Genomic DNA, 16,016 nt, shown 5'->3' with positions numbered 1-16,016 from the left:
ACGATTTTTTCCATTTTTTCGCTGACCCTTTCCAGCAGTCAGAACATGTTTTCGAGCCGGTTATGCCAAACGACCGACGCACGAAAAGAAAATCTACTCTGAATTTTCACTTTTGATCTTTGACAACAGAATCCTTTTTTCTTGATTACACAGCTGACTATGGAAGTCACACCAATCAAGGCCTTAGGGGCTTTGCCCCTAACACCCCAGCCAACTTACTCCACCGAAAAGGTAGGAGGGGGAGGCACAAATCCCAAAGGTATCAAAAAAATATTTTTTTAGGAGGAATCACCATGAACACACAAACAAAAAACACACCGTACCAAGTTGGAGACATCTTTTATAGCTCCTGGGGCTATGAACAAACGAATGTTACTTTTTGGCAAATCGTGAAATTAACGGAAAAAACCGCTTGGTTTCGACCATTAAAAAAGCAGACTGTCAAAACATATACTTCTATGAGTGGCGAAACAATGCCAATACCAAATGAATTTATTGATTATCCACTCGCAAGAACCAAAGACAGCATTGTCCAAAAACGAATCAACCCGAACCATCCAAATGAACTCTACGGCAATCACAGTTGGGATACGTTTTACCGCTATGACGGACAACCGGTTTATGAAAGCAGTTATTACTAAGAGGGATCTTTTCCCTCTTAGTTCAAATAAAACACCGAAGGAGCAATTTCCATGACAAAAAGAAAAACCTGTTCAATGGTCGATTGTTATGACCGGAATACTCACGACTATTTAGGCTCTTTTGAACAAACGAATGAAAATATTGTCAATTATGTCGCTGGGTTAAGCCCATTTCAATCGGTTTATTTAGTCGAACATACAAGCGATACCTTACTTTTAACAACCATCGGTAATTTTCTAGACCAGGTACCGAACCAACAATGGTTACAAAAGATCTTGCCTACACTTATTGCCAAACAGACCGGAGATCTTGTTATTAAGCCCGTAAAAATGACGAAGTAAATCAATCACATACTCAAGGGAAGCTTTCTTCCCTTGAGAGAAAGGAAAATGCCTCATGTTTACAGATCTTACTCCTTTTGGAGAACCCATTGAAAAAGAAGAATTTGTTTCTCATTACATGGAATTGTTCGAAGGCGCCATCAAAAAAATGTATGCCATTGATACCTTTTACCCAAAAGAGCGCCAATACCTAAACGCTGAAAAACAAAAAATCACCTTGTTGTATGATCAATTTGAAGTAACTTACCAAAGAGAGCCGGATTATCGCTATCTCTCTCAATGCTTGACACAAAATATTCTTAAGAAAGAACATCTTTTTGCGCCCCATGAAACGAATCTGATGTCCGCAGAACACTTTGCGAATATCTACACTGATCAACTAAAAAACCAAAAGCTTTGTACCGTCGAACAATTCGGCCAAGATGCCTTTTATCTTCTAGATCGAGAATACCACCGTGCAATCACACGTTACAACGAACAAAATCAAGCCATTGATGGCTACCCTGAATTACAAATTCAAAACAATTGCTTTTTACAACAACAATTACTCAAACAATTAACGAATGAATTTCACGAAATCTATCAAAATTACCAAATACAGTGATTGCTTCACTTTCCCCGTTTTTCTCGATATCTTCGAAAAGTTGTTCGATTAATGCCGGTTCTTCGTGCAATTGCTGCTTCTGTGAAGCCTTGATCATAAAGCGCAAAGGCATGCTGAAGACGTTCATCTTCTAGCGTATATTTGGGTTTGCGCCCCTTAAACCTTCCCTGCTGTTTTGCAATCGCTATCCCTTGTGCCTGACGTTCTTTGATTCGTTTTCTCTCAGATTCTGCTTGATACTTATACAATTCAATCACTAGATTATTAATTAACCTTCTCAAATTCTCGTCTTCAATGCCAGTCATAGAAGGCAAATTTAACACTTCTAAGGTCGCTCCCTTTTGTTGAATGACATTCATAATCATCGTAAGCTCTTTATTGTTGCGTCCTAATCGATCTAATTCCGTCACAACAACAATATCCCCTTCTCGAATATAGGCTAACAAGGCGTTTAATTGTGGCCGTTCGATAGATTGTCCGCTTATTTTGTCTGAAAAGATTTTAGAGACGTTCTGTAACGCTTCTAATTGCCTATTTAAATTCTGTTCTTTGCTACTGACACGTGCATAACCGATCCTACTCATTTTATTTCCCACTTTCATAGACAACTCTGATAAAGCTGCTCCACACACTGCTTTATTTTCCCTAAAAATTCTTTCTCGCTTAGGAACTGTATGTTTTGTCCCTCTCGTTGTAATGCTAAAGACGTTAACTTTTTTCTTGACTGATCCAAAGAATCCATCAATTTTGTTTGATGAGAACCAACCACAAGTAGTGTTGTTTGTTTTGTTACCGTATATTGTACGTTCCAACCCACACCCGTCACAAGCGCCTGTGCTCGTTTTCTCGTCATGGAACTCAGACTTCCTGTAAAAACGACAAATTCTACTTCTGTTCTCACATAAACCACCTCTATTTTGAACAAGTCTAATGAACACTAAAAAAGACTAGTTTATCAACAACTCAAAAAAGTTCAATAGCGTATACGCTACTGAACTTTTTCTAACCCACTACTTAATTATAGATTTAATTTCTTTTCTAAGGCCTCTGCCATTGTTTTAGAAAAATTAATTTTTGCATTCATTGCTCGAACGTTCAGCCAATGAGGAATTTTAATGGTTTTCTTATCAAGCTGATCTCCTTTTAAATAATCGTTCAATTCAACAGATACCAACGTCGCAAATTGTTTATCTAAATCAAGAGATAAAGCATTTATAGGAGTTGGTACTGGCAATAGTTGATTTTTTTCAACTAGATCTCCTAACATAATCCCTAGAGCATCTGAAGCAATTTCTAAGCCTTCTGAAACATTCTCACATTGCGTAACTGCTCCCTCAATATCTGGAAAAAAAATACTATAGCCAACAGGATCTTTTTCAAAAATAGCCGGATAAACTTTCTTCAAACTACTTCCCTCCCTTTCAAAGGACAGTGGGCTTATAAGCCCACTGCTTTTCGAACAGATTCTTCTACTCTTTTTGATAACTCTTTCGAATGGCTCGTTAAAATAATCGGTCTGGGAAAGTTCTCTTTCACAAATTTTCTATGAGAACCTTTCCCACCCTTCACTTCTCTGAACCCGGCTTCTTTGAGTAGTTTCTCTGCCTCGCGTATTGTCATAGGCATGCGCACTACCTCCTGACAAGACTATTATAACACGTACAGGGCGTATTGAGAAGAGTTAGAATATTAAACTTTTAAAGAATTTATAGGTTAAATTCTTGGTCTTTCACACGTTCTTTTTCAATAAATTTTTCCTGACGTTTTTCTTCTTTTTCCAGCTGTTCCAATGCATAAAGGGTAAATCCCTTCATGTCTTGATTGGCTAAATACTCTAAATACTCCCCTTTATCTTCCGACTGAATAATAAAAGGTGGAAATCCTTCTTTGATTAACGAATAATTCATGACCACTCGGCCTGTTCGTCCATTTCCATCGCTGAAAGGATGGATCCGTTCAAATTGAATATGTGTCTCTAAAATTGCTTCTAACTGCTCTTCTTCGCTTGTCGCAATCCCCAAACGAAAGTTTAAATTATCTACGAGTTGTTGCATCAAAAACGGCGTTTCTGCTGGTCCTGCTGTTTCGAAATTCGCACCAACAATCGCATTTTCATTTGTTTTAAAGCGGCCTCGATCGATAATTAATTTATCCATTAACCGCTCGTGTAATTCTTTAATAAGAGGCACAGATACTTCTTGTCCTTCTTGGAGACGATCTAACAATAAAGCAAACGCCCCTCGGTGATTTTCAACTTCATACAATTCTCTCAACGATGTACGTTCTGAAACCGTATTGTGTAAAAGAATGGAAATAGTCTGAGGCAACGAAATCGTATTCCCTTCAATCGCACTAGAATGATGCGCTAATCGAACCAAAATATCATCTAAATATTCCGACGAAAACTGTTGGTTTTCAAATTGACTTCTTGCAATAGTATATTCATCTGAGTAATAGCCTGACATGAAATATTCCTCCTTATTTCATTTTCCTAACAACAGTATATCACGAAACAACCTGTCCCCTCATTTTCTAATACGCACTTCGTACATAATACACCTTCAATTGATCGATTTTTGGTTCGTTAGGGATTACTTTCACCTGCAATACAATCAAACGAGTAACATCATTCATTGTTTCTTCCCCAAACAATAAATAGTGGTCAAGTTGTTCCATATCTTGTGTTATCTGATAGATTCGTCCATTTGTCTCTGCTTGTACATGCGGGTCTACATCGATACCATTGTCTTGAATACAACGCTCCGTCATGTATTCTCGGACTGATTGATTGCGTTTGTACACATCCGTGAAATTACTCCATTTTTTACCAAAATCTTTTAAAAAACTTTTTATTGTTTCTTGGCTTGGTTCTTCTAAATCACTTGCTTGCGTTTCACTCATGAAATCCTCAGTTGTTTCTTCTATCACCGTAGCTGTTGTTTCTTTCTCTTCAGGAGAAAACCAACCACAACCAGAAAGCCCAATCAAACACAAACAACTAACGACTAACCTCATTCCTTTTCTCACAACTTTATTCACCTGCCTTTTTTTTACAAAAAAATTTAAAAATCTTAAAAAGATTTCCCACAACTTCTTCCTGCCGTCATCCGATCATCTAAACCTGCTCGTATCCATTCATTCACAACCGGTCGAAACCCAAACACCACTTGACCAGACGGCTGACCAAAAGCAGTGACATAGGTAATACATGCATAATAACTACTACCTGTGTATGTCCCTTGGATCCATTCACGTAAAATCACTAAATCGCCTACCTGAAAATTTCGGTCATTTTTACGGATCTCAAACTGCTTTTCACCGCTTGTTACTGCTTCGAAAAATTCAGGGAGAATCTTTAACTCATGTACCATTGTTCCAGCTACTCCTTTCTTTTATTTGACCTTACGAACCAAGCTTCGAATTTTCGTTTGATTATAGGTACGTTGATACCGCGCCATAATACGACCTTGCTCGGCATTTTGTTCTACTGTTGAGAAATGTTGTCCGCCGTTTGAAACATTCGTGATAATGCCTGTATGTCCCCAAATTCCTGGAGACAAGGCGCCACCTGCTTGCCAGTTGATCACATCCCCTGCTTGTAAATCACTCGGCTTAGGGTTCATGATTACTTGCCAACCATAGGAAGACCAATTATAATCCTCTCCAATGTACATAGCGTACATATGACCCGATCCCATCAATTGCGGTCCGCCTAATTTAGACACATACCACGCTGTACCACCATAACACTCGCCATTGTTTACTGATTGCCCGATCACACTGTCTAATACTTTTGCGTTGCCTTTGCTTTTTCCTGCAATCAACGAAGAACTAGTTATCGGTAATGTATTCCAATGCTTGATCGCAAAATCATCATATTCGGTCAAATTGTACGATTTGATAATACTCATTGCCCCTTGATAGTACGCACTGCCTTCTGTGATCCCTGCCGCCGCATAGCCGCCACGACCTAAGATTAATAGACAACTACCCGGATATTTGTTACCGACACATTGATTGAAATTATTTTGTGTCGCAACCATCCATCCGTAGTAGCTATAACAGGCTTTCAGATTCGGGAACTTCATATAATGCCCACCTTCTGCCCCGCCAATCCCTCGTGCGGATCCTTGCGGATAGGTACAACCAGGAAACCAGGTAATGCCAAAGAAGTTGGTATCATTTCGGCCAGAGGCAGATTTCCCATAAGCGGATTCCCAACCCAATTGAGACAAGATCACACTAGGCAATAAACGATATTTCACCGCCGTACCTACGGCTGCTTGTGCGTGTTCGTCGCTGATCGGTCCTCGACCTTTGATTTCTGTAAATATCGGTAAGTCTTCCGTATAAACACCTGTATATACGCCATCCGCAAACACAGTGGTTTCTTCTTGGCTGCCAACAAAAGAAACAAGTTGAACAAACCACGTACAGAAAAAAAGGAGTGGAAAACACAGGAGAAGAAAAGCAGACACCACTATCAAAAGTTTCCCTTTCATTGATTTCCCCCCTAAAATCGCAAAGTAAAAACCATCTTAAATAGAAAAATCCAAAATGTTTCGTTCATAAAACTGCTCATTTTGCCATTGTTGTGTCTGATCTCTTAGTGTCCGTCGCAAGCGATAAAATTGTTTTCGACGTTCTATTTCCTTTTGCCACTCTTTTTGCAACTTCATTCGTTGCTTTTGTGTAAGTGTTGGTTTTCTTTTCTGCAATTGAGTCGTTTTATTAAGACCATTCCTTTTTGATTCTTTTTTCAATTCCTGATAAATAGATTTTAATTCTTTAGGCTGCTCTTCAAATAATTTTTCGTATGAATCTTGATTAGAAATCGTTGATTGTATTGTTTTGAAATATCTTGACCATTCTTCTTTTGTCGGTGGCTCCTTTTCTTTATGTTGAAAAGGATTCCTTTCAATCTTTCGAACAGCCTCTTTCATGGTTTTAACAAATTCAATCTGATAATCAGAAATCGATCGTTCATTTGATAAGCGTTCTTCCACAAATTGCTCTATCTGTTTCTCTCGTTCATCATCAGAAAGCGTTGGTGCTTCCGAAAAACTTTCCAGTATGTTTTTCATCGCTGGTGGAAGATTGATTTCTTCACCAGATACTTGTTTTAGTGATTGTTTTTCCCCTACACCTTGTTTCAAGTATTGCTTCAATTTTTCTTTCTGATCAGCTTGTTCTTCTGCGAATTGCTCAAGCTTTTGAATTTCCTGTTCTTCTAAACGAATATAGGAAGATAAACTTTCTAAAACAGGTGGCTCATTTTTTCGATGTTGCGCAGGATTATTCACAATTCTTTCAAGTGCCCGTTGAAACGCTTCAGAGGATTCCTTTTTATGTTTCAATACATGATTGCCTTGTCTGTCTTCCATTAATCGTTCATTCAAGCGACCGTTAACTTGTCTTCTTTTTGGCGCAAGATCCATTGCTTGCATTTCTTTCAAAATAGCATTCCCCAATCGGGTATATAACGTATGCAATTTATTCTCCGAACTATTCCGACCTTCGCCAAATGCGGCTTCTTCCTCCGATTGAATACGTGTTTGGCGATCGACTATTTCTTGATACAACTCAGAATAATTTTTCGAAAGAAACGAATCAATGATTGTATCCAACTCTTTTTTAAAGCCATATTTTTCTGCATAACCATATTTTTGATACCCTTTTTGTACAGGAAGTTTTTCCGCAAGTTGAACAAGTGCTTCTCGTCTTTCATGCAACTGTTGTTTTCCTTGTTGCGAACGCATCCCTTCAATCATCACACGTTTTAATACATCGATTTGTGCTCGTTCTTTTTGAAGACCTAACAATTGATTGGCAAAAGAAGATTTCATCTTTCGAATCGTTTTTTTTGAACGGTAGCCTTTTCTTTCGACCCTTTTTTCTCCAGTCTCAAAGTCAATCACTGTTTTCCATTTTCTTGTTGGCTGCGGCTCTACTGTAGCGACATGCACGTGAATGTTATCTGTATTATAGTGAATCGATGCAGTCCAAATCGCAGAAGCAGACATCTTTTCTTGTTCAAGCATTGTAGCCATTGCCAAGCGAACCGCACAATGAATGTTTTCTTCTTTCAACTGATTTGTTTTTGCATCAAGGTACCCATGTTGGACTAGCCATTGATTATCAAATGAAAAAACATCTTGCCACATTGGACTGCCATTTTGAGACGCTAGTGTAAATTGTTGTTTCATTTCTTTGAGCTCTTCTTTTGTCAAACAATCACTCTCTTTTGAAAACAATCGAGACGTTTTGATTGGATTTTCCATATAATGAATGTAGCCTTCTAATGTTTCTTCTTCATCTCCTTGATAAGTTGCACTCGTTCCTTGGGTGTTTGTAAATGCGGAGTAGAAACTGTATGCTTCATTTCGAACTGCTTCTTCTCGATCCATGTAATCCAAATAAGATTGGAAAGCAGACGATCCTGGTCGTGCAAACTTCCCTGTCATGATGATTCCGGGGCTACTCATGATTCAGACACTCTCTTCTCTAATTGATGAAAGATCGTTTGCGCTTTCTGCGTATCCAAATAGTTTTCGATTTCTTTAAACAAACCAGACGGAGCTTCACTTGAACGTTTTAATTCTGGCAACGGCTCTACATGTAAGCGAGTATTTTCTACTTCATAAAGCACATCTACCTTATATTCGATGTTCCGAAATAAACTTTTTCGCAACGCTCGTTCTTCATCCAATTGTTCTTTCAACTCTTGATTTTCTTTTTCCAATCGTAGAAAGCGATCAGCTAAAAGATTAATGACATCGATCTTCTTTCCGCCAATCGTTTGTAATAACTTATCCAATAATTCTTCTGTTTGTTGGTTGGTACTAACTGAAAATTTTACCATCTAACTCACTCCATTCTTTTAATCTATACAATAAAACATCACTTTATTTTCTCATTTTCTTCTTCCACAACTTTTACCATATCTTCCACTAACGACAAATTTCCTTGAGCCACATTCATCAAATACGCTTGCGTGTTTAAATCCAAATGTGCGATCACATCATCAATGATTGCCTTCATGCGTAATTCCGTACTCACGATCAACTCAAAACGCCCCGCATCACGAATAAATGTTTCAATCATGTTTGTTCGACTTTTCCCTGACTTCTTACAAAACTCTTTGAACAGTATCCAATCAGATTCACTTATGTTTTTTAGTTTTAATGTCTTCATAATGTGTTGAATTCGATCCTTTCCTCTTGTTTATCAATCAGTTCTTTTTTTCATTATTTTCTATCACCGGTTTTGTATTTTTCCTTCCATATTTCGACAAAAAAAATTGCTTGTTTTCTCTATTCTCTCAAAAATATTCCCGAATAGTTGGTCGAAACATTCGTATTGTTTTTCTCTATTTCCTAAAAAACAATTTCAACTAGTTGAACGACTGATGCGCATCGTTTTTCGTTCGACTTGAAAAAACAGAGCCAACGTTTGAACGATTTTTCAAAAAAACATGACACTTTCTTTCTCAAAACATTCGCCTTGATTTTTTCCTCTATCAATCAAAACACCGCACACGTTTTTTATCTTCCTCAAAAAACTCTCTTTTTTTTCCATTTTTAACTGTGATTTTCACTCACAAATGCAAGAGCATAAGACGAAAAGGGGGGGCTAAATAGCCCCCAACCCGACAGTGTCGGGCTTTTCGAGGTACCCCCAAAAATCGCTGTTTTCACCGATTAGGTGACAGAATCACCCAGTAGGTGACGAAAATCACCCAGTAGGTGACGAAATCACCCAATAGGTGACGAAAATCACCCAATAGGTGACGAAATCACCCAATAGGTGACGGCTATTTTAAGGGCGATTTTGAAAAAACATCGACCCTTTTTTGACAAAACATGCCGCACGTTTTCGCTCGTTGTACAAAAACACAATCTCAACACTTTTTATCCTCTTGTAAAAAGTAAGTCCGCCGTTTTATTCGATAACACTTGTCGTTTTTATCAACCAGACGCAAAAACATCTGACACATTTCATTAAATAACCATTGTCGTTTTTATTCCTCAGATGAAAAACAATGAACGACTTTTCGTTTGATAACAATCGTCATTTTTATTATCCAAATAAAAAACGACCGTCATTTTTATTTGATGACATCTGTCATTTTATCTAAAACTGTCACTCCTATTTCGAAAAATCATGAATCTGTTGCTTCACTTTTTTGATCTTTTCCTCTAACTCTTGATTGTTTTTCTCCGCTTCTAAAATCGTCACTTGATGGGCTTGAATGTCCATTTTTCGATCCTGGATCACCTGATTGGTTTCTTCCATTTCTGTCTGTGTTTCGTATTTTCTTTCTGCTTCTAATGCACGAATTTCTTTTTCCAATTCCTCAATGGCTTGTTCTCTTTGACGGATCAACGCTTGATTTTCTTGAATCAATTTTTGAGATTCATTGATCTGTAATCCAAGTGCTTTTGCTAAATAATTCGCTTTGTTTTGTGGTTTGGCTTGTGCATCTATCGGTACTTTCCTACGACTCATAAACAATGCATCTTGTACCGTTTCTTCATTTTGCGCATTCCTTTTTTGTCCGTAAGTTTCAAACAAATCATCGATCGATTTTGGTTCAAAGTTCGGATTTGTTGGTGAAACAATCCCGATATCTATCACAATTGATTTCCAATTAGAAGGAATTTGTTTCAATTGAATCAAGTAATATTTTTCGGTTAATGGAATCAATTGATGCACAATTTTTTGTTCTGTTTTGGACTCAGACGCAAGCATTTTCAACTCTCCTCCTTCTGGCATTCGACCATCTACTTTTAACAAAATCTCTGCATAATGTAACTTCTCATTATATCCTCGTTCCAATTGAGTGAGTGTCAGATCATCTAATTGAAGACGGTAATTAACACCAATTGGCGTATCAGCTAAATCTTTTTCTGTTCCAAATAAAAAGGATGGAATGGCAAAAAACATACCTAAACAAACGGTAAAAAATAAAGCAATGCGATAAAAAAGATCCGCATATTCTAGAAAGAAAAGACGAATTTTTTTCCATCCCTTCGTCAGTTTTTGCTTCATTTATTTGTTCCTTTCACTTCTTAATGACCACCAGTAAATAACTCAATCTCCTCTTTCGATAAATCAATCTTCAATTGTAGATTTCCCTTTCCTTTAATAGCCAAAATCGTCTCCCCTTGTTTTAAATGGGGAATTTGTTCCAATTCACTCGCCCGTAACGTCTCTTTAAAAGAGCGTCGCAATTCTTCTTGTGAACTTGGATCCTGCTGCATCACAAAAATATAGGTGGATAGCTTCAATAGCTTTCGTACTTTATCACGAAAAGAATCAGATGCCCCCTCAGAAAAAAGATCAGAGATATCATGAGTCGCAAGCCCCAATCCACCAAACGCTTTACGTGCTTCACGTTCATAGCGGTCCAACAGATCAATCGCATCCATATTTTCTTGACGAGTAATATTATGAAATTCATCAATAATCAACAACGAACGAATCGCTTCATCTGGTCGTTTTAGATGATTATCTACAAAATATTTTTCTCGCATCCCTCGTGTCATTGACAGATTCCAAACCAAAAAAAGCAGATTATAAAACTGTGCATTAAAAACTGCTTTCCCTTTGTTTAACAGACTACCTAAATCAAAAGAAACCGAATAATAATCGCCCAATTGCAATGAGGTTGGACGATTAAAAATTTGTGGATCTGAATTTAACATAGCCTGGTTTACTGTATCCATTTTATCCAAACGATTCGCTTCAAAAGAGGATAACTCTGAACGCACCTGTCCTTGCCCATCATAAAGTTTCTCTTGAATAAACAAAGCAAAATCCTCTAATAAAGGATAGGCATCATTCGCATATTGTGTTGCTTTTTCCAATACCATATCGTGCGTAGAAAACCATTCTTGGTAAAATACATCGATGTATTTATCTAATCCATGATTCAGGTCAGGATCGTTCTGACCATAGATATTACTATAAATCGTTTTGATTTTGTTTTTACTAACGTTGTAGCTTTCTTGCTCATCAATTTCTCCTGTTAACTCATGAATGACTGTCGCAAAAATTTGAAACGGATTAACTGTTCCATCTCGACCAGATGCATCAATTGAAACCCCACCATAAGCGTTCATGAAGCGATCATTTTCTGCATTGGCCATGAAATAATACGTGTAGTTTCCTAACAAATGATTATGACTGCCTATTTTTTTCAACGTCGAGCTTTTCCCTGAACCAGGCAAACCAATTAAAACAAAATTATAAGAAAGCCGTGTATAATCTTTATGCCACAGATCCAAAATAACCAAGCCACCTGTAAAGGTTCTGCCAAAATAAAGCCCTCGTGGATCGATCAGTTGACTATGATTTAATGGATAACTAGCACCCAAATCCGTTGTTGTCAGTTCTTTTCCTTGGCGATTTTTCATTTGTTTTTGTTCTTTATGGGAACAATACAACGCCAACAATTCGGTATTCTCTTCCCCCAAAAAGAAAGAGGTCTTGTAACCTCTAGGAGAAAGTTGTTGATTGATGCTTTCTTGTTTCTCCCAAACAAGTTCTTTTGTTTTTCCTGAAAGATAATACCTTGTTGTCGTTTCTTTGACACTCTCATTACTAGTAATCATCGATTCCAGCAATTCAGATAATAATTGATATTCAATCTGTGCTTTCATCTGTGCATCTCGTGTCAAACCTTTGCGGATATTATCTTCGTTATCACCAATTGAACGATTTAATTCTTTTCTTATTTTTGTTAATCCTCGATGAGAAATATCCACTGTTGTGAGCGCCCCCGGTTGGCGAAACACTTGTTCTCCCCAATAAAAATGTTCTTTTTTTGCATAACGATACAAATGAGACACACCAATATAGCCACTACCTGTTTTCGTAAACCAATTCCCTTTCGAACTGATTCCTGTTTGTGGCATGATCTCACTCATAAATTTCCGATCTTCTCCCGCGTGATTCAAAAGATCTGGATCAGACAATGAATCATCAAAAACAGGTGGTTGCTCGCCTAAATTATACAATTGATATAACAAACTTTTTTTCTGGGAAACCGTTATTGGATGAATTCGAATCATTTTACTCGTCCCATTCATGATTTCTGAACGCACCTGTTCCAATTCTTCTCTGGTATCACCAAAAAATTGGACATAAACAATATCTTCCAAAATACTCTGCGACTTTTCTAATTCCCAAACCTTATGATCTCTCTGTTGGCGTAAACAAGCATTGCCATCCTTAGGAAACCGTTCAAAAATTGTTTCAATTTGATGCGTCGTATCTGCAGAATAGCCCATAAAAATCAGTTTAATATCTGACGTAACTCCTCGAAAAAAATCAACATAACTTTGAATGCCTTGTTGTTGAATGGCGGGAGCTTCTTTTCGAATCGGATGATTTTCTAACAATACATAATCTGTAAATCCTTGGCGTGTCGTAATACAATCCTCTTCAAGAAAAGCAATGTGATTCATCATCTTTAAGACACTGTTCGGAATCCGCTCATATACTTTTTTCTTCTTTCTTTTTTGTTTTTCTTCTTTTTGTAATGTGTCGTCAATTATCAGTGGCATTCGATCGTTTTTCCTCCTTACTACTGAAAAAAGCTTCCTCTTGGGAAGAATAAATCGTATCTGGTGCATAGACCGTCTGATCTTTTTTCAATAAATCAATCAGTGTCGTAATATTCTTTTGTCCTGGTTTCATCGGTGAGGGCAACATCCAAAATAAAACGACAACACCTAAACATATCTTGAAACTCAAACGTAATGGCGGATAGATATACTCACTAATTGTTCCAAATCCATAAAGAACAACAACTAGTAAGATCAATACATCAACCATGGTATAAATCCCACCAAATCGAGTAGTATCTGTAATTCGATTCGGACGCGTAAACATACTTACCACCTCTTGTAGTGTTTATTTTGAAATAACATGCATCTTTTTTTAAAGTTGATGGTGTGAATCCTTTTAGTGAAGAATGATTTTATACTATTTATATTTCTTGATTTTGAAGTATGAGTTCTATTGCTTTATAGAACGCTACTTCCTTTTTTGTCGCAGGAACTAAATCTAATTTTTTAGTGTCTACATAATCAAGAAACATGAGCTTTTTTAAATCAGTTTCTTTTGGATCAACCACAAAAAAATAGGAATAATCTTTATAAAACGCATCACTTTCCTCATCCCTATACTCATCAGGTAATGGCTGGTTGCCAATTGCTTTGTATAAATGATTTGATAACTTTTCCTTATAATAGTTTCCTTGTACGATTTCCATGAAAACCCTCCTTTTTGAAACCATTATTACAAAAAAGCCCCGAGAATCGCTTTCTCCGAGGCTTTAAAAACATTTCCGACTGGATTCTTCGTTGATTCATTCAAACGCCTGAGATCGAAATATACGAACAATTTCATCCTTTTATTTTTCTCTCTTTTCAGCTGTACTTTTTTTACCAATTTTTTTCTTTTGATGCATCAATTCTCTTTTTGTATCACGATACGCACGATAATTTTTTCCTAAATCAAACGCATCACGACGTTTTTCACGAAATGTTGGTTTCGGTTGATAACGACGTGGATCTTCTTTAGAATACCCGAATATTTTGTCTTTTGCAGCTTTTTTCAATGGATTTGATTTTTTATGTTCAACTAATTGTTGCCCAATTTTATTCGATTGACGTTCATCATCCAATGATCTCGAAAGCTCCTCTTCCTCAGTTGGTCTTTCCCCGGTACTTCCTGAAAAATCATCCACTTTATCTTGCGCGGAGGAAACCGATGAATTCGAATCCGCTAAATATTCTTGTCCATTTTCCGCTTCTGGAATATTTGGTTGATTGAACATTTCCGACTGGCTCCGTTCATCCGCCTTGTTTATTGGCTCCGTTTGATCAAACATATTCTCAGGCTCTGTTTGTACAGTTGGTTCCACTAGATTCTCTTCTGAAGACATCTTGTGATTAGAATCATCCATTGATGGATTTTCTTGACCATTACTTTCTGTCCCTTTCTTCGATACATCTTGTTGATTCATCGACTCATTGTGTATCCCTTGTTTTTGATCTTGCTCTTTTTCACGCACTTGTTCATTGAATCCTTTTCTTTCATTTCCTTCATGTGAACCATTAGCAGCTTCTTTTTCCTGTTGATTAACCCCTTTCATTGATCGATTGGCATGTGTCGAGTCTGTATTTGCAAAAGACATTCCTAGTCCAAAAGCACCAACATCTGCCAATGCGCCACCAGCTGATTTTGCAATCGTTGTTCCTAAATGAGTCGCGCCTTTCACTAAACTAGAACTTCCTAGAGCTGTCATTAATACACCTGCTGTTACACGCAATCCAGCATCAATACCTGTTACACGCTGAAAACCATTCGGTCCATCAATTAATGCCCATGCTGCACCTGCCATAGCAATAATGTAAGAAAAAAAGTTAAAATTCATCGATTTAATAACAACTGTTGAAATGATATAAATTTGAAATAAAATAGGAATATAGACCAGTAAAGCAAAACTTCCAACCAATTCAGAAACGATCGCTTTTACTCTCTGTAACCCCATAAAATCCGCAAATCCACCTTTTAACAACAAGACATAATCACCATACATTTTGATAATAATAATCGCAAATTTAAAAGAGGAAATTCCTAATGCAACAATGGAGACCAGCATAGTTAAATAAATATTAAAAAAACGTACGTGATTGCGATAATAAAAAGGTGAATAGATGCTCTTTACCAATTCTTTTGCAATCCCACCTGGCTGTTGAATCTCCTCTAATTGATCGTTTCCATTGGTATCTGTCACTAAGCGTTGCTTCAGTGCTTCGCCATTATCTATCTCATCTGGTTGTTCTAGTTTTTCCTTCATATCAATTTGACGTGCATGCTTATAATTGTTTTGTGTCTCACCTTTTTTTAGCTTCCAGCCTTTTTCAGCAACTAATTTCATATCTGTTGTATTCTCTAAAATAATTTGTTCTCCAGGACTTTGTTCAACCGTATGAATTTCAGTAAAGATCGCCTGTGTTGCTGTAGAAGCTGTCTGCCACAAAGAAGGCAACAAAAGGGTCATACATAAAACAAGTAATAAATTTAACGGTGCTTGCGCAGTATCTTTTGCGCGACTAAACATAAGTAAAACAAAAAAGCCGACAAGTGCCAGCGTGAACAAAAACCACTTAAGTGGTTCAATTTTATCTAACAATGCCACAAAAGATTCATTGTCAAAAATCGTTAATAGTTTTAGCAAATCACCCATTACACCATATAATCCATCAATGAGCCATGCACCGCCTTCTGCGATCTTCATCCCAATTGGTCGTAAAAAATCCCAAAGTGGATTCCCTTGCGTCAAATAATCAGAATAAGTATCTAACAACTCCAACAGAGAAGCTTCCGATGGTTTTTGATCTCCAAACATTTAT

At 37.2% G+C, this 16,016-nt stretch carries 19 protein-coding genes; 3 read left to right on the top strand and 16 right to left on the bottom strand.

What is annotated here, in order from left to right; genetic code table 11:
• Positions 1-293: 293 nt before the first annotated feature.
• From A5883_RS19330 to A5883_RS18380, 3 genes are read left to right on the top strand one after another with little or no spacing between them, the layout of a single operon-like run.
• On the top strand, positions 294-641 hold the full coding sequence (locus tag A5883_RS19330; protein ID WP_176324023.1) for a hypothetical protein: 348 nt from the start codon (positions 294-296) through the stop codon (positions 639-641).
• A gap of 51 nt (positions 642-692) precedes the next feature.
• Positions 693-983, top strand: a complete 291-nt coding sequence (locus A5883_RS18385) for a hypothetical protein (RefSeq protein WP_254907908.1) — start codon at positions 693-695, stop codon at positions 981-983.
• 55 nt (positions 984-1,038) lie between these two features.
• Positions 1,039-1,587, top strand: coding sequence for a hypothetical protein (locus tag A5883_RS18380; RefSeq protein ID WP_086339318.1), 549 nt, complete (start codon positions 1,039-1,041; stop codon positions 1,585-1,587).
• 5 nt (positions 1,588-1,592) lie between these two features.
• Here A5883_RS18380 and A5883_RS18375 read toward each other — a convergent pair whose 3' ends face one another.
• The 16 genes from A5883_RS18375 to A5883_RS18300 all read right to left on the bottom strand — a co-directional run bounded on the left by A5883_RS18375 (position 1,593) and on the right by A5883_RS18300 (position 16,012).
• A complete protein-coding gene (locus A5883_RS18375) occupies positions 1,593-2,171 on the bottom strand; it encodes a recombinase family protein (protein ID WP_086339400.1) in 579 nt (192 codons plus the stop codon).
• Between the two features lie 14 nt (positions 2,172-2,185).
• A complete protein-coding gene (locus A5883_RS19770; protein ID WP_086339317.1) occupies positions 2,186-2,440 on the bottom strand; it encodes a BRCT domain-containing protein in 255 nt (84 codons plus the stop codon).
• Positions 2,441-2,605: 165 nt separating this feature from the next.
• The gene (locus A5883_RS18365) at positions 2,606-2,992 is read right to left on the bottom strand and encodes a type II toxin-antitoxin system HicB family antitoxin (protein ID WP_086339316.1); all 387 of its coding nucleotides are present in this window, start codon (positions 2,990-2,992) and stop codon (positions 2,606-2,608) included.
• Positions 2,993-3,024: 32 nt separating this feature from the next.
• Positions 3,025-3,213, bottom strand: coding sequence for a type II toxin-antitoxin system HicA family toxin (locus tag A5883_RS18360; RefSeq protein WP_176324034.1), 189 nt, complete (start codon positions 3,211-3,213; stop codon positions 3,025-3,027).
• Positions 3,214-3,293: 80 nt separating this feature from the next.
• Entirely contained in the window at positions 3,294-4,052 is a 759-nt protein-coding gene (locus tag A5883_RS18355) for a Fic family protein (protein WP_086339315.1), read from the bottom strand.
• A gap of 67 nt (positions 4,053-4,119) precedes the next feature.
• A complete protein-coding gene (locus A5883_RS19635; protein WP_254907907.1) occupies positions 4,120-4,602 on the bottom strand; it encodes an EF0163 family protein in 483 nt (160 codons plus the stop codon).
• Between the two features lie 56 nt (positions 4,603-4,658).
• Entirely contained in the window at positions 4,659-4,958 is a 300-nt protein-coding gene (locus A5883_RS18345; protein ID WP_086339314.1) for an ASCH/PUA domain-containing protein, read from the bottom strand.
• Positions 4,959-4,979: 21 nt separating this feature from the next.
• On the bottom strand, positions 4,980-6,089 hold the full coding sequence (locus A5883_RS18340) for a glucosaminidase domain-containing protein (protein WP_086339313.1): 1,110 nt from the start codon (positions 6,087-6,089) through the stop codon (positions 4,980-4,982).
• 36 nt (positions 6,090-6,125) lie between these two features.
• Positions 6,126-8,072, bottom strand: a complete 1,947-nt coding sequence (mobP2, locus tag A5883_RS18335; protein WP_086339312.1) for a MobP2 family relaxase — start codon at positions 8,070-8,072, stop codon at positions 6,126-6,128.
• Positions 8,069-8,449: a hypothetical protein gene (locus tag A5883_RS18330; RefSeq protein ID WP_086339311.1), complete on the bottom strand. Its 381-nt coding sequence runs from the start codon at positions 8,447-8,449 to the stop codon at positions 8,069-8,071. The genes mobP2 and A5883_RS18330 overlap by 4 nt, the downstream gene beginning before the upstream one ends.
• 38 nt (positions 8,450-8,487) lie before the next feature.
• Positions 8,488-8,691, bottom strand: coding sequence for a hypothetical protein (locus A5883_RS18325; protein WP_086339310.1), 204 nt, complete (start codon positions 8,689-8,691; stop codon positions 8,488-8,490).
• Between the two features lie 1,044 nt (positions 8,692-9,735).
• Positions 9,736-10,638, bottom strand: a complete 903-nt coding sequence (locus A5883_RS18320) for a hypothetical protein (protein WP_086339309.1) — start codon at positions 10,636-10,638, stop codon at positions 9,736-9,738.
• A gap of 20 nt (positions 10,639-10,658) precedes the next feature.
• A complete protein-coding gene (locus tag A5883_RS18315; protein ID WP_086339308.1) occupies positions 10,659-13,157 on the bottom strand; it encodes an ATP-binding protein in 2,499 nt (832 codons plus the stop codon).
• Positions 13,141-13,485 (bottom strand): DUF5592 family protein, encoded by a 345-nt coding sequence (locus A5883_RS18310; RefSeq protein ID WP_086339307.1) that lies wholly within the window; start codon positions 13,483-13,485, stop codon positions 13,141-13,143. Before A5883_RS18310 ends, A5883_RS18315 begins: the two co-directional genes overlap by 17 nt.
• Positions 13,486-13,582: 97 nt before the next feature.
• The gene (locus A5883_RS18305; RefSeq protein WP_086339306.1) at positions 13,583-13,867 is read right to left on the bottom strand and encodes a hypothetical protein; all 285 of its coding nucleotides are present in this window, start codon (positions 13,865-13,867) and stop codon (positions 13,583-13,585) included.
• A gap of 141 nt (positions 13,868-14,008) precedes the next feature.
• Positions 14,009-16,012: a pLS20_p028 family conjugation system transmembrane protein gene (locus A5883_RS18300; RefSeq protein ID WP_086339305.1), complete on the bottom strand. Its 2,004-nt coding sequence runs from the start codon at positions 16,010-16,012 to the stop codon at positions 14,009-14,011.
• Positions 16,013-16,016: the final 4 nt, after the last annotated feature.

This window comes from Enterococcus sp. 5B3_DIV0040, assembly GCF_002140755.1.
Classification (GTDB): Bacteria; Bacillota; Bacilli; order Lactobacillales; family Enterococcaceae; genus Enterococcus_D; species Enterococcus_D casseliflavus.
This window is presented reverse-complemented; position numbering and strand designations above follow the sequence as displayed.